This is a genomic window from Rhizobium sp. 32-5/1 (assembly GCF_029537235.1).
Taxonomy (GTDB): Bacteria; Pseudomonadota; Alphaproteobacteria; order Rhizobiales; family Rhizobiaceae; genus Pararhizobium.
In genome coordinates, this window is record NZ_CP120638.1 from 3,309,403 (window position 1) to 3,323,382 (window position 13,980).

At 60.5% G+C, this 13,980-nt stretch carries 10 protein-coding genes and 3 pseudogenes; 9 read left to right on the forward strand and 4 right to left on the reverse strand.

The features are described 5' to 3' along the window. Nucleotides 1-3: 3 nt before the first annotated feature. Both aroB and P6U16_RS16635 read left to right on the forward strand, forming a co-directional pair. Complete coding sequence (gene aroB, locus P6U16_RS16630; RefSeq protein WP_277701454.1) at nt 4-1,137, forward strand: 3-dehydroquinate synthase; 1,134 nt, start codon at nt 4-6, stop codon at nt 1,135-1,137. Next, nucleotides 1,137-2,456 carry an HlyC/CorC family transporter gene (locus P6U16_RS16635; RefSeq protein WP_277703880.1) on the forward strand — a complete coding sequence of 440 codons (1,320 nt, stop codon included), beginning with the start codon at nt 1,137-1,139 and terminating at the stop codon, nt 2,454-2,456. The genes aroB and P6U16_RS16635 overlap by 1 nt, the downstream gene beginning before the upstream one ends. Nucleotides 2,457-2,507: 51 nt before the next feature. Here the strand turns inward: P6U16_RS16635 and P6U16_RS16640 are convergent, their stop codons facing one another. Further along, nucleotides 2,508-4,106, reverse strand: coding sequence for a caspase domain-containing protein (locus P6U16_RS16640; RefSeq protein WP_277701455.1), 1,599 nt, complete (start codon nt 4,104-4,106; stop codon nt 2,508-2,510). A 177-nt stretch (nt 4,107-4,283) separates the two neighbouring features. Then, a complete protein-coding gene (locus tag P6U16_RS16645) occupies nt 4,284-4,601 on the reverse strand; it encodes a BolA family protein (protein ID WP_277703881.1) in 318 nt (105 codons plus the stop codon). Between the two features lie 152 nt (nt 4,602-4,753). On the opposite strand from P6U16_RS16645, the gene P6U16_RS16650 reads away from it, so the two are divergent. From P6U16_RS16650 to pepT, 5 genes and pseudogenes are all read left to right on the forward strand, one after another. Next, nucleotides 4,754-5,389 (forward strand): DnaJ domain-containing protein, encoded by a 636-nt coding sequence (locus tag P6U16_RS16650; protein ID WP_277703882.1) that lies wholly within the window; start codon nt 4,754-4,756, stop codon nt 5,387-5,389. A gap of 117 nt (nt 5,390-5,506) precedes the next feature. Then, a complete protein-coding gene (gene cobS, locus P6U16_RS16655) occupies nt 5,507-6,502 on the forward strand; it encodes a cobaltochelatase subunit CobS (protein ID WP_277703883.1) in 996 nt (331 codons plus the stop codon). Between the two features lie 3 nt (nt 6,503-6,505). Next, nucleotides 6,506-8,404 (forward strand): cobaltochelatase subunit CobT, encoded by a 1,899-nt coding sequence (gene cobT, locus P6U16_RS16660; protein ID WP_277701456.1) that lies wholly within the window; start codon nt 6,506-6,508, stop codon nt 8,402-8,404. A gap of 133 nt (nt 8,405-8,537) precedes the next feature. Then, nucleotides 8,538-9,493, forward strand: a pseudogene (locus P6U16_RS16665) (esterase-like activity of phytase family protein). Nucleotides 9,494-9,525: 32 nt separating this feature from the next. Beyond that, a complete protein-coding gene (gene pepT / locus P6U16_RS16670) occupies nt 9,526-10,758 on the forward strand; it encodes a peptidase T (RefSeq protein WP_277701457.1) in 1,233 nt (410 codons plus the stop codon). A gap of 73 nt (nt 10,759-10,831) precedes the next feature. Here pepT and P6U16_RS16675 read toward each other — a convergent pair. Further along, nucleotides 10,832-11,469, reverse strand: a pseudogene (locus P6U16_RS16675) (queuosine precursor transporter). Nucleotides 11,470-11,633: 164 nt separating this feature from the next. Beyond that, nucleotides 11,634-11,930: a 50S ribosomal protein L28 gene (rpmB, locus tag P6U16_RS16680; protein ID WP_071834939.1), complete on the reverse strand. Its 297-nt coding sequence runs from the start codon at nt 11,928-11,930 to the stop codon at nt 11,634-11,636. Between the two features lie 325 nt (nt 11,931-12,255). On the opposite strand from rpmB, the pseudogene P6U16_RS16685 reads away from it, so the two are divergent. Beyond that, nucleotides 12,256-13,043 (forward strand): annotated as a pseudogene (locus tag P6U16_RS16685) (DUF3108 domain-containing protein). A 45-nt stretch (nt 13,044-13,088) separates the two neighbouring features. Further along, complete coding sequence (locus tag P6U16_RS16690) at nt 13,089-13,979, forward strand: EamA family transporter (protein ID WP_277701458.1); 891 nt, start codon at nt 13,089-13,091, stop codon at nt 13,977-13,979. Nucleotide 13,980 lies beyond the last annotated feature (1 nt).

A 13,980-nucleotide genomic window follows, 5' to 3' on the forward strand; every position in this document is an offset into this window, starting at 1 on the left:
ACCATGAACACTCATGCCATCATCGCGCCGAAGCGCACCGTCCGTGTCGATCTTGCCGATCGTTCCTACGATATCCTGATCGGCCCCGGCCTGATTGCATCCGCAGCCAGCGAGATCGCCTCTCGGCTGAAGGGCCGGCGCATGGCGGTCATCACGGATGAAAATGTCGGCGCGCGCTACCTTGCGCCTTTGATGGACAGCCTTGCTGAAACGGGCATTCAGGCCGTATCGCTGGCTTTGCCGGCGGGCGAGAAGACCAAGAGCTTCGAGCATCTGATCCCCGTATGTGATACGATCCTTGGCGCGCGGATCGAGCGCAATGATGCGGTGATCGCGCTAGGCGGCGGCGTGATCGGCGACCTGACCGGCTTTGCCGCCGGTATTGCCCGGCGCGGATCGCGCTTCATTCAGATCCCGACGTCTCTTCTGGCGCAGGTTGACAGTTCCGTTGGCGGCAAGACCGGTATCAATTCACCCCACGGCAAGAACCTGATCGGGGTCTTCCACCAGCCGGACCTCGTCCTTGCCGATACTGATGTGCTCGATACGCTGAGCCCGCGCGAATTTCGCGCTGGTTATGCCGAGGTCGCCAAATACGGGTTGATCGACAAGCCCGAATTCTTTGACTGGCTGGAGAAGAACTGGCAGGCCGTCTTTGCTGGCGGCGAGGCTCGCATCGAGGCGATTGCCACGAGTTGCCAGGCCAAGGCCGATGTCGTGGCTGCCGACGAGCGCGAGAATGGCCGTCGCGCACTTCTCAATCTGGGGCATACTTTCGGCCACGCACTGGAGGCGGCTACGGATTACGATGGCAGCCGGCTGGTGCATGGCGAAGGCGTTTCGATCGGCATGGTGCTGGCACATCAGTTTTCTGCGCGCATGAACCTTGCAAGCCCCGACGATGCGACTAGGGTCGAGGCGCATCTGAAAGAGGTCGGCCTGCCGACACGGATGAGCGATATCCCCGGCCAACTCCCTCCCGTCGAAACGCTTATGAATGCGATTGCGCAGGACAAGAAGGTCAAGGGCGGCCAGCTGACCTTCATCCTGACCCGCGGTATCGGCCAGTCCTTCGTTGCCGACGATGTCCCGTCTTCCGAGGTGGTTCGTTTCCTTGAGGAGAAACATCCGCAATGATCGTTGAAAACGTCCTCGCCTTCCTGGCCGAATATTGGCTGACGCTCGTATCGGTCATCGGTCTTTTGTTGTGCTCGGCATTCTTTTCCGGGTCGGAAACGGCGCTGACCGCGGCATCGCGGGCGCGCATGCACACGCTCGAAACCAATGGCGACGAGCGTGCGACAATCGTAACGGCGCTGATTGCCCGCCGCGACAGGCTGATCGGCGCACTGTTGATCGGCAACAACCTGGTCAATATTCTTGCCTCATCCCTGACCACGAGCCTTTTCCTCGGGCTGTTCGGGAATTCGGGTGTTGCCATCGCGACCCTGGCAATGACGGTGCTGCTGGTGATTTTTTCCGAGGTCCTGCCGAAAAGCTGGGCGATTGCAGCGCCCGATCGTTTCGCGCTCGTCGTCGCCCCCTTCGTTCGACCATTCGTTCTTGTCGTCGGTCCGCTCTCCAGCCTGGTCAACGGCATCGTCCGGCGCCTGCTGGCTCTGTTCGGTGTCAGCCTGTCGGCGGAAATCTCGATGCTGACGGCGCATGAGGAACTGCGCGGCGCCGTCGATTTCCTCCACCGGGAAGGTTCCGTCATCAAGGCTGACCGCGACCGGCTGGGCGGCGTGCTCGACCTTGGTGAGCTCGAAGTGTCCGATATCATGGTCCACCGCACCGCGATGCGGGCGATCAATGCCGACGAACCACCCGAGGTCTGCGTCCGGGCCATTCTGGAGAGCCCCTATACCCGCATGCCGGTCTGGCGCGGTTCGGCCGATAACATCATCGGCGTTGTGCATGCCAAGGATCTCCTGCGAGCGCTGGCCGAGCCGGATGTCGAGCCGGAAAATCTCGATATCGTCCGCATCACGCAGAAGCCATGGTTTGTGCCTGACACCACCAATCTCAAGGATCAGCTCAACGCCTTCCTGCGGCGCAAGGCGCATTTCGCCATCGTCGTCGATGAATATGGCGAGGTGCAGGGGCTGGTGACGCTCGAGGACATTCTGGAGGAAATCGTCGGCGATATTTCGGACGAACACGACATCGAAATTCAAGGCGTGCGCCAGGAAGCGGACGGCTCCATCGTGGTCGATGGCAACGTGCCGATCCGCGACCTGAACCGCGCGCTCGACTGGACTCTGCCCGATGACGAGGCAACCACGATCGCCGGGCTCGTGATCCACGAATCGCGCACGATCCCCGAGGAGCGGCAGGCCTTCACTTTCTATGGCAAACGGTTCCTGGTGATGAAACGTGTCAAAAACAGAATCGTGCGCCTGCGGATTCGGCCGGCGGACGATGCTACGCAAAGCGCTGCCGATATGTCCTCCTGAGGGGAGGCGGTCGGCAGCGCGTAGCAGTTTTCAAAAATATCCCGTCGGGCCTCAACGGTTGCTCAAAATCCCGCCCAGTGCGCCGCCGAGCAAGGCGCCGGTGAAGGCAGCGCCCGCAGGCGTCATTTCGTCATTGTTGTTGCTTTCGACCGGGCCTTCAAGCGTTCCTTCCCGATTGTTGTTTGTCCGCCGGACGGGTTTCTGGTTTGTCGGAGTCGCCTTGTCGGTCGTTGTTTGCGATCTGCGCAGCGCCGCTTTTGCGGCGGCAGCCTTGTCGGTCTCGTAGCGCGCCCGGACCTGCGCCATCATCGGATCGGTCTGGACGATCAAGAACAGATGTTGCTGGGGTGTCAGGTAGGTCGTCTCGATCATGCCGCTCTGCCGCTGCCAGGCACCGATGGCCATGCGCGATTTGGCACCGAGCGCGCCGTCGGCGCCGCCGGTCACATGGCCGAGCGCGCCCAGGCGCAATTGCAGATCGATGCGGCCGGCCTTGTCGAGGTTGATCATGGTTTCGGTGTCCGGCGTTCCGGGCACCAATTTGATGTCCTCGGGCATGGCGACAGCCGTACGGGAGGTTGAAGCGAAGGCCGTTGCCTCACCAGGGGTCGGATCGACTGACGCGACTTCGGTCTTCTGTGCCTTCAACTGGTCGAGGTTGAGGTTGGCGAGCGTCGAGAAATTGCCGTTCGGGTATTTTGCAAGATAGAGTTCGTAATGCGCGACGGTGTTGCGCTTGGATGCCTCATCCCACAGCTTCTGTTCGATCGTCCAGTCGATGGCTGTATTGTCCGCAGCCGGGATGGTCGGCAGGCCCATCGTATCGGCGGTGACGGCAGAAGCGGCTTTGGCCGTCGGTTCACCACCAAGGAAGACTTCGCGGGACAGAGACGCGTTGTGCCAGGGGTTCTGGTTGCCGCGCGTGGCTTCAGAGACGTCTGCCCGGACGCGCGTCAGCGCGCTCTGGATCTCCAGGCCGGGCGTTGTCAGATGCCGCGCGAGAGCGGCGGTATAGGGGCTGTGGTTGTCCGTTCCGTCGCCGGCAATGGCACCTGGATCGGTCGCATAGGCGATCAGCAGACCGCCGCCGGTCACGCTGTTGGTCTGAACGGACGCCAGGCCCTTGCTGACACCCATCGAGCGGCCGGCCGGTAGCGATGCCGCAAGCGAGCGACCGAGCGGATTGTCCCGGCAAGCATCGAGCACGACGATGTTGACGGCGGGGGCCGGCGGCAGGGCTGCCAGCAGCTTGTCGATCGGGATGGTCCGGGTCTGGAGTTGTGCCGCCTTCTCGAGATTGGCATCAACAGGCACGAGATAGTTCTGACCGTTCACTTGCAGACCGTGGCCGGCATAGAAGACCAGTGCCGTGTCTGCATCATAGGCTTCCTCGGTGAATTTATCGACGATATCGAGCATGGCCGATTTGCTGAGGTCGAAGCCGCTGATGACCGAGAAGCCGGCAAGACGCAAGGTTTCGCCGATCAGTTGCGCATCGTTCTTGGGGTTTGGAAGCGGTACGGAATGTTGATAGGCGCTGTTTCCGATGACCAGCGCGACGCGTTTGCCCGGCGGCGTCGCAGCGTGCGCCTGCGCTATCGAAAGAACCGTGGCAAAGAATATCGTAATCAGGTTAAGCCCGTTCAACATGGCAAAAGCCCTCAACCAGGTCTGCGGTCTGGATCGACCTTCGGCCTGCGTTTCCGATGAAAAGATAAGACTGCAATGGATCGAAGTAAAAATTGACGTGGCGGACGCCCATATCCGTTATCGTCTCGGCAACGGAGAGTATGGCTGTTTTATTGATCGTCAATTCAGTCAATCGAATTATATCACTGTCTTGCCGATCACTATGACCAGTCTGTTACCAGCGGGTTGTTTCCCGGGAACAGCCGGCTCCAGCGCCAGCGCATGCAATCCGGCATCTATCTCCGCCTTCAGGACATCGTTGATGGCACGGTGGCGGGCAATGCGGCTCATGCCGGCAAAGGCGTTCGAGACGATGCGCACACGCATGTGGGTTTCACCTTTCCCGTCGATATCGGGATGATGACCGGCATGCAGATGGCTCTCGTTCAGCACGATCAAGCGATCCGGTGAAAAGGCCTGCGTCAATTTGGTTTCAATTCGGCTCTGGAGAGACATGTTTTGGCCCCGTTTCTCTGGCTTTTCCGGACAACCGGCCATCGACCGAAATGCACGTTTCGGGCTGCGTTTTGCGCGGCGCAAAATAGCTTCACAAAGCCTGCAACATTCCGGTTTGTCAATTCTTGTTGTGGCGCTCGCCACGTCCCATAATTAGCGCCATGAAACTTGATTCAAAATATTTTGACGGCATCCGGACAAAGCGACGTCCGAGCCAGAAGCCGGAGCCGATGGCGCCCACGTGCCAGTGGGACGGCTGCGAGGAGAATGCTGTCCATAAGGCCCCGGTCGGGCGCAATGCCGAGAACCAGTATTTCATGTTCTGCTTCGAGCATGTGAAGGAATACAACAAGGGCTACAACTATTTCTCCGGTCTGTCCGACAACGAAATCGCCCGCTACCAGAAGGAGGCCCTGACCGGCCATCGCCCGACCTGGACGCTTGGCGTCAACAAGAATGCCAAGAATGGCCCTGCGCAATCGCAGCAGCGCTCAGGAAGCGCCGGCGCCCAGGCCCGCATGCGCGATCCCTTCGGCTTCGTCGATCAGGCACGCGCCCGCGCGCCGCGCCAGGAACCACGTGCCCGCAAGCTAAAGACGCTGGAAGCCCAGGCTTTCGAAACACTCGGCCTGCATGCCAATGCAACGGCAACGGACGTCAAGACGGCCTACAAGGAGCTTGTAAAAAAGCATCACCCCGATGCAAATGGCGGAGACAGGGGATCGGAAGATCGTTTTCGCGCCGTGATCCAGGCATATCAATTGTTAAAACAGGCTGGCTTCTGCTAGGAACGCACTTTAATACCCTTCCCCTGAAGCATCCCGCGTTCAAGCGACCCACCTTGAACGTCCACGCTTTCAAAGACGATTTTACGGGAGCAGTCTGGTTCCCGCGCTGGAGACATGATGAGCAAGGTAGACCTCGATATTTCCAACCTTCCCGATACGACTGTGTCTGTTCGCGAGGTTTTCGGCATTGATTCCGATATCCGCGTGCCCGCCTATTCCAAGGGGGACGCCTATGTTCCGGATTTCGACCCGGACTACCTGTTCGATCGCGAGACGACGCTCGCCATTCTTGCCGGTTTCGCCCATAACCGCCGCGTCATGGTGTCCGGTTATCACGGCACGGGCAAGTCCACCCATATCGAGCAGGTTGCTGCCCGGCTGAATTGGCCTTGCGTGCGTGTCAACCTTGACAGCCATGTCAGCCGTATCGATCTCGTCGGCAAGGACGCGATTGTCGTCAAGGACGGCATGCAGGTCACCGAATTCAAGGACGGTATCCTGCCCTGGGCCTACCAGCACAATGTCGCGCTCGTTTTCGACGAATACGATGCCGGCCGCCCGGACGTGATGTTCGTCATCCAGCGCGTACTCGAATCCTCGGGTCGTCTGACCTTGCTCGATCAGAGCCGCGTCATCAGGCCGCACCCGGCCTTCCGTCTGTTCGCGACGGCCAACACCGTTGGTCTCGGCGATACGACCGGCCTCTATCATGGCACGCAGCAGATCAACCAGGCGCAGATGGACCGCTGGTCGATCGTCACCACGCTGAATTACCTGCCGCATGACAACGAAGTCGATATCGTCGCCGCCAAGGTCAAGGGCTTCACCAAGGACAAGGGCCGCGACACGGTCTCCAAGATGGTGCGCGTTGCCGATCTGACGCGTGCCGCCTTCGTCAATGGCGATCTATCGACCGTCATGAGCCCGCGCACGGTCATCACCTGGGCGGAAAACGCCCATATCTTCGGTGACATCGCCTTTGCCTTCCGCGTCACCTTCCTCAACAAGTGCGACGAACTCGAGCGGACCCTGGTAGCAGAGCACTACCAGCGCGCCTTCGGCGTCGAACTCAAGGAAAGTGCTGCCAACATCGTTCTCGAAGCGACGGCGTAACCGATGGCAGGGCGTGGCGACAATTCCAAGCCGAGACCCGGCGGGGCCGTGGACGTGGAGCCGTTTCGCCGCGCGCTAACGGGCTGCATCCGCTCGATCGCCGGTGATCCGGAGGTCGAGGTCGTCTTCGCAAACGAACGTCCGGGGCTTGCAGGCGAGCGCGTGCGGTTGCCGGAAATCTCCAAGCGCCCGACACGGCAGGAATTGTCGGTCACCCGTGGTCTCGGCGATTCCATGGCGCTGCGCAAGGCATGCCACGACATGCGCATCCATGCCACCATGTCGCCGCAGGGGGCGGATGCGCGGGCGATCTTCGATGCTGTCGAGCAGGCGCGTGTCGAAGCGATAGGCTCGATCCGCATGAGCGGTGTTGCCGCGAACCTCACAACCATGCTCGACGACAAATACGCTCGTGCCAATTTCGCCGCCATCGACCGGCAGGCCGATGCACCCCTGGAAGAGGCCGTGGCGCTGATCGTCCGCGAAAAGCTGACGGGGCAGAAGCCACCGGCATCTGCCGGCCGGGTTCTCGATCTCTGGCGCGATTTCATCGAGGACAAGGCCGCCGGCGATATGAGCAATCTGTCGGCGACAATCAACGACCAGCAGGCTTTTGCACGGGTCGTTCGCAACATGCTGTCATCCATGGACGTGGCCGAGAAATACGGCGATGACGAGGTCGAGCCGGATGACCAGGAAAGCCAGACCGACGAAGACCAGCCGCGCAGCCAGGAGGAGAACGAGAACAGCTCCGACGAGGATGCCGGCTCAGATGCTGCCCCCGCAGACGAGAACGAATCCGCCGACGAACAGATGGACGAAGGCGAGATGGACGGCGCGGAGATTTCCGACGAAGACCTGCAGGACGAAGGTGACGACGACAGCGAGACCCCCGGCGAGGCCAAGCGCCCAAACAGCCCGTTCTCCGATTTCAACGAGAAGGTCGATTATTCGGTCTTCACCGAAGCCTTTGACGAGATCATCACCTCCGAGGAGCTTTGCGACGAGGCGGAGCTTGATCGGCTTCGTGCCTTCCTCGACAAGCAACTGGCGCACTTGCAGGGCGCAGTCGGCCGGCTTGCCAACCGCATGCAGCGCCGCCTGATGGCACAGCAGAACCGGTCTTGGGAATTCGACCTCGAAGAGGGTTATCTCGATTCGGCGCGGTTGACGCGCATGATCATCGACCCGATGCAGCCGCTGTCCTTCAAGCGGGAGAAAGACACGAATTTCCGCGATACGGTGGTGACGCTGCTGATCGACAATTCCGGCTCAATGCGCGGCCGGCCGATCACGGTGGCTGCCACCTGCGCCGACATTCTCGCGCGCACGCTCGAGCGCTGTGGCGTCAAGGTCGAAATCCTCGGCTTCACCACCAAGGCCTGGAAGGGCGGTCAGGCGCGTGAGCAATGGCTCGCCAGCGGCAAGCCGCAGACGCCAGGCCGGCTGAACGACCTGCGCCACATCATCTACAAGTCGGCGGACGCACCCTGGCGGCGGGCGCGGCGCAATCTCGGCCTGATGATGCGCGAAGGCCTGCTCAAGGAAAACATCGACGGCGAGGCGCTGATCTGGGCGCATAACCGGCTTCTGGCGCGGCCCGAGCAGCGCCGCATCCTGATGATGATTTCGGATGGCGCGCCGGTCGACGATTCGACGCTTTCCGTCAATCCGGGCAATTACCTGGAGCGGCACCTGCGCGCCGTGATCGAGCAGATCGAGACGCGCTCACCGGTCGAACTGCTGGCCATCGGCATCGGCCACGATGTGACGCGCTACTATCGCAAGGCTGTGACGATCGTTGACGCTGACGAACTGGCCGGTGCCATGACGGAACAACTGGCTTCGCTGTTCGAGGATGAAACCCGCCGCCGCAAGCCACAGGGCCGCCGGCGCGCCTGATCGTAGCCGCGGTTGGGCGTTCTTTGCGGAACTGGTCGTTGTCAACGGAACATATTGCCTTGGCCAGTCATAGAAAGACGCCATTTTGAAAATCCGTTCCGCTCTTGCCGTTCTTTTCTGTTCCTGGCTTGCCATGCCTGCTCCCTTGGCGGCATCGCCACCGCAGAGCGAAGCGGTCCCGGTCGTCAGCCGGCAGATCGCCAATTTCAAGATCGGCTCCGACGAGAAGCGTTTCGGCGACCTCGAATTTGTCGGCGGCCTTGAACTGTCGTCGTCCAATCCCCTGCTGGGCGCGGTCTCGTCGATCCGCTTTCGGGCGGATGCCAAGTCCTTCGTGGCCGTGCTTGACACCGGACACTGGCTGGAGGGATCGGTGACGCGCGATGCGCAAGGTCGTTTATCTGGTCTGGGTGATGTGACCGTCACATCGATGATGGACGGTGAGGGGCGGTCGGAGCGGGTCAAGCAATTGATGGATTCGGAGGGGCTCGCGCTTCGCAATGGGCAGGCTCTGGTCAGCTTCGAGCAGCATCACCGGGTCGATGTCTATCCCGATCCGGGCTTTGCGCAGGCCAAGCCGATTGCCAGCCTGCCAATCCTCATTCCGCAAGGCGCCTTGCGTGGCAACCGGGGTCTTGAGACGATTGCCGTTTCCCCGCCGGCAGTCCGCTCGACGGCGCTGTCGTTATCGTTTCCGAACTCAGCTTCGACAGGGCCAATCACCTCTTGGCTGCCGTTATCGATGGTCCGCTGAAGGGGAACTTCGGCGTCGCCCAGAACGATCCTTTTGCGATTACCGACGGGGCCTTTCTGCCGAACGGCGACTTGCTGTTGCTGGAGCGCCGCTTCAGCTTTGCCCAGGGCCTCGGCATGCAGATCCGCCGCATTCCGGGCGATACGATCAAGGCGGGTGCGGTGGTCGACGGACCGGTGATCCTCTCCGCTGACATGCGCTACCAGATCGACAATATGGAAGGCTTGGATGTCGTGTCACTCCCAAATGGTGAGATCCGCATCATCATCGTTTCCGACGACAATCATTCGATCCTTGAACGCAACTTGATGCTGGAATTCCGGCTGGTTCAGTGAACGCACGCGATAGGCTGCGGCAGGAGAATACAATGACTGACACCGTTCTCGATCGTTTCCTGCGTTATGTCGTCATCGATACACAGTCGGACGCAGCGTCGAAAACACAGCCTTCCACGGAAAAGCAGAAAGATCTCAGCCGCCTGCTGGCTTTCGAACTGCGCGCCATGGGCCTGTCCGATGCCCATCTCGACGAACATGGCTATGTTTATGCGACCATTCCGTCGAATACCGAAAAATCAGTGCCGGTCATCTGCTTTTGCTCGCATGTCGATACGGCGCCGGATTTTACCGGAACCAACGTCAAGCCGCAGATCATCCGCGATTATCGCGGGGGCGATATCCAGCTTCCCGGCGACCCGCAGCAGATCATCCGCGTCGGCGATCATCCGGCCCTGCTCGACCAGATCGGCAACGACATCGTCACCACCGATGGCACGACGCTGCTTGGCGCCGACGACAAGGCAGGCGTGGCCGAGATCATGACGGCGGCGCAATTCCTCATCGACAACCCGGATATCCGGCATGGCGAGATCAAGATCCTCTTCACCGCCGACGAGGAGATCGGTCGTGGTGTTGACAAGGTCGATCTGAAAAAGCTCGGTGCCCAATTCGCCTATACCGTCGATGGCGAAACGGCCGGCCATATCGAGGACGAGACGTTTTCGGCGGATGGCGTCGAGATAACGATCCAGGGCGTTGCCATCCATCCGGGCTTTGCCAAGGACAGGATGGAAAATGCCATCAAGATCGCCGGCGCCATCATCGATCGCCTGCCGAAGGATGTCGCGCCGGAGACCACCGAGGGCAAGCAGGGTTTTGTCCATCCGGTCAGCGTCAGCGGTTCGATGGAGAAGGCCAACCTCGGCCTCATCATCCGCGATTTCGACGATGCGGGGCTTGCGAGCAAGGAAGCCATGCTGGAGGCGATCGTCAAGGATGTGATGACTGGCTTTCACGGCTCGTCCTACACGTTCACGGTCAAGCAGCAATATCGCAACATGAAGGTCGTGCTCGACCGGCATCCGGAAATCATGGACAACGCCATGGAAGCGGTGCGCCGGGCCGGCCTCGTGCCGGTGCGCGGCAGCATCCGCGGTGGCACGGACGGCTCGCGCCTGTCCTTCATGGGGCTGCCATGCCCCAACCTCTTCGCCGGCGGCCATGCTTTTCACTCGCCGTTGGAATGGGTGAGCCGTCAGGACATGGAGAGTGCGGTGAAGACGCTGGTGGAACTTGCGAAGGTTTGGGAAGAGCGGGCGTGATCATCCGTTGATCGGAAACGATAAAGGCGGCGATCCGGATGGACGCCGCCTTTGTTGTTGTCGGAAATCGGGCTTACGCCGATGCCTTCACGCCCGGCATCGGCTTGATCACGCTCATCAGCGCCCCGTAGGGCAGTAGCAACGCGATGCCGACGATGATCTTGACGATCAGGTCACCGAGTGCCCAGGAGATCCAGCGTGGCGCCTCGGTCGAGAGCAGGCCGAGCAGCGGCGCGTTTTCGAGCGCAAAACCGTCATTCGGGCCGATGAACACGAAGATGGCGGCGAAGGCGACAGAAAGAAGATGGTCGTATCGAGCAGCGAGCCGACCAGCGAGCCAACCAGCGGCGCCCGCCACCAGCTCTGTGCCCGCAGCTTGTTGAAAAGCGAAATATCGAGGAACTGGCCAAGCAGGAAAGCTGAACCCGACGCGATCGCGATACGCGGCGTGGCAACAAGGAACGACAGCACGATGGCAACGGCAAAGCCGGCGACCACGACTTTGCGCGCGACCTGCGGGCCGAACTGGCGGTTGGTGAGGTCGGTGACGAGGAAGGCGACCGGGTAGCTGAAGGCACCCCAGGTCAACAGGTCACCCAGTTGCATGCCGGCAATGCTGCCGGGCAGGGGATACTGGACGAGGAAATTGGAGGCGACGACCACGAGGGTCATCATCGCGACATAGACAAAGAACGTGCGGTTCGTCAGCATTTTTTATCCTGGGTGATGCCACCAGTTGGAGGGATATAGTCCCGCATTCACGCCTGGGTCGATGACCCGCGATGCCTGCGAAACGGTTTTCAGTAAAAATCATACGAGAAAAAGGCTCACCGGTTGCCCAGGCAAGCCTTCAAAACGTTATCCTTGCGTGCTGATCAGGCAGCGACAGCTTCAGCTGTCTTCTTGACGATCTGGCGACGCAGCAGGCGAGCGCGCTGCGAAAGCTCGGCTTCGTCTGCCTTGACGAGGAAGGCGTCGAGGCCGCCGCGATGTTCGACCGAACGCAGGGCCGCAGCCGAAACGCGCAGACGGTAACGCTGGCCGAGAGCGTCGGAAATCAACGTGACCTGGCACAGGTTCGGAAGGAACTTGCGCTTGGTCTTGTTGTTTGCGTGGCTCACATTGTTGCCCGACTGGACGCCCTTGCCGGTCAATTCGCAACTACGGGACATGATGCACCTATTTTCTTTTCGCTTCCGGTCAATGCGTTGGCGGGCTAAAAGCCCAGGCCGCATTCCGTTGGCCATGATTGGAAAGTTGCGGTTCTATAGTCAGAGACGGACGGCACGTCAAGCCAAACCTTTCCCGCCAGCGAAAACTTCTGGCGGAAAAACCGGGTTTCCCAGGGATAAACCGCCTAGAAACAACATTTCTCACCCATGATCACGGCTTTCCAGGCAGTTCCGTTTCGGCATGTCATAAGCTAGGACTTGCGCGGGATTGAGGCGTAGAATCGCCGTAAACGCCGATTATTCAGGTTTGATGCTGCCGAACGCGATGGGAATCAGAATGAACGTGCGAAATGGGTCTGTTGCGCTTCTGTTGCTGGCCTCAGGGGTGTTTTCCACAACTCACGCGTCTGCCGCGGATGTGGAACACAAGACGGACTACAATATTTCCCTTTCCGGTTTCCCGATTGCAAGGGCCTCCTTCCATACCGAACTCACCGACGGTCGTTATACGATCTCCGGCACGCTGAATTCGGCAGGGCTCGCCGATGTCATCAGCAGCACGTCGGGGCGTACCCGCGTTTCCGGTGTCGTACAGGAGGACAAGCTGCGCGCTTCGGAATATTCCGTGTCCTACAAGACCGGGAAAAAGGCCGGGACATCGATGTCCAGTTCCGCAACGGCAATGTCACATCCGCCACCATGACGCCGAAGCGGCTGATCCCCAAGAACTGGATTCCGGTCAAGCCGGGCGATATGCGCAATGTGCTCGATCCGCTGTCCGGGCTGATTTTTCCGGCCAAGACCAAGGTCTGCCCCAAGACACTCCCCATCTTTGACGGCGAATCGCGCGTCGACCTCAAGCTTTCGGCCAAGGGAACGCGACCCTTCAAGACCGATGGCTTCGAGGGCGACGTCATCGTCTGCGGCGTGCAGTTCGTGCCGAAATCCGGTTTCCGAAAGGGGCGCGACGATGTCGAATATCTGCGCCGGTTGGCATCGATGGAAATCTGGTTTGCCAAGGCCGAAGCGGTGGATGTATATGCTCCGGTCTATGTCCGGATCCCGACCAAGCTCGGCCCGGTCACGGTTTCCGCCACCCGTTTTGGCGGCTGATCGATTAAACGGCGCCGATATCCGGCGTGACCGGGGGCAGGCGCAATGAAACTCAAGGCAACGCTGATCGGCTTTTCGGCGATCCTCATGTGGTCGCTTCTGGCGCTGTTTACGGCCGCCTCCGGCAAGATGCCGCCGTTCCAGCTGTCAGCCATCTGCTTTTCCATCGGCAGCCTGCCGGGGCTGATTGTCCTGGCCTTTCGGCCGGAACGACTGGCGCTCCTGAAGCAGCCGGCCAAGGTCTGGATCGTCGGCATTGCCGGCCTGTTCGGCTATCACTTCCTGTATTTCACCGCCTTGCGAAACGCGCCTGCCGTCGAGGCCGGGCTGATCTCCTCTCTCTGGCCGCTGCTAATCGTCGTCGGCTCGGCGCTTTTGCCGGGTGAAAAGCTGCGCTGGTATCATATTGCTGGCGCCATTTGCGGCCTGCTGGGAACTGTGATGATCGTCGCGCGCAATGGCGTCGAGTTCGACAACGCCTACGCGCTCGGCTATGGCGCGGCGCTCGCCTGCGCTTTCACCTGGTCCAGCTATTCATTGGTGACGCGGCGTTTTGAAGCCGTTTCGACCGACGTCGTCACCGGTTTCTGCATGGCAACGGCCGCTTTGTCGTTTCTCTGCCATCTCGGGCTTGAGACGACGGTCTGGCCGCAATCCGCGACCGAATGGATCGCCATTGCCGGTCTTGGCTTGCTGCCCGTGGGAGCTGCGTTCTATGCCTGGGATTACGGGGTCAAGAACGGCGACATCCAGATTCTCGGTGTCGCCAGCTATGCAGCCCCTGTGCTTTCTACGCTGGTGCTGATCCTGTTCGGTTTCGCCGAGCCGTCGCTTCGGATCGCACTTGCCTGCCTGTTCGTCACCGGCGGTGCCGTGCTGGCCGCGCGCGACATGATCTTCGGCCGTCGCGAGAGGCAAGCCACGCCGGCCGAATAGG

Coding starts and splice junctions, on each gene's coding strand:
- P6U16_RS16645 (WP_277703881.1), bottom strand. CDS start 4,601: ATGTCTCTCCAGAGCCGAATTGAAACCAAATTGACGCAGGCCTTTTCA.
- cobS (WP_277703883.1), top strand. CDS start 5,507: ATGAGCAAGGTAGACCTCGATATTTCCAACCTTCCCGATACGACTGTG.
- P6U16_RS16690 (WP_277701458.1), top strand. CDS start 13,089: ATGAAACTCAAGGCAACGCTGATCGGCTTTTCGGCGATCCTCATGTGG.
- rpmB (WP_071834939.1), bottom strand. CDS start 11,930: ATGTCCCGTAGTTGCGAATTGACCGGCAAGGGCGTCCAGTCGGGCAAC.
- cobT (WP_277701456.1), top strand. CDS start 6,506: ATGGCAGGGCGTGGCGACAATTCCAAGCCGAGACCCGGCGGGGCCGTG.
- pepT (WP_277701457.1), top strand. CDS start 9,526: ATGACTGACACCGTTCTCGATCGTTTCCTGCGTTATGTCGTCATCGAT.
- aroB (WP_277701454.1), top strand. CDS start 4: ATGAACACTCATGCCATCATCGCGCCGAAGCGCACCGTCCGTGTCGAT.
- P6U16_RS16640 (WP_277701455.1), bottom strand. CDS start 4,106: ATGTTGAACGGGCTTAACCTGATTACGATATTCTTTGCCACGGTTCTT.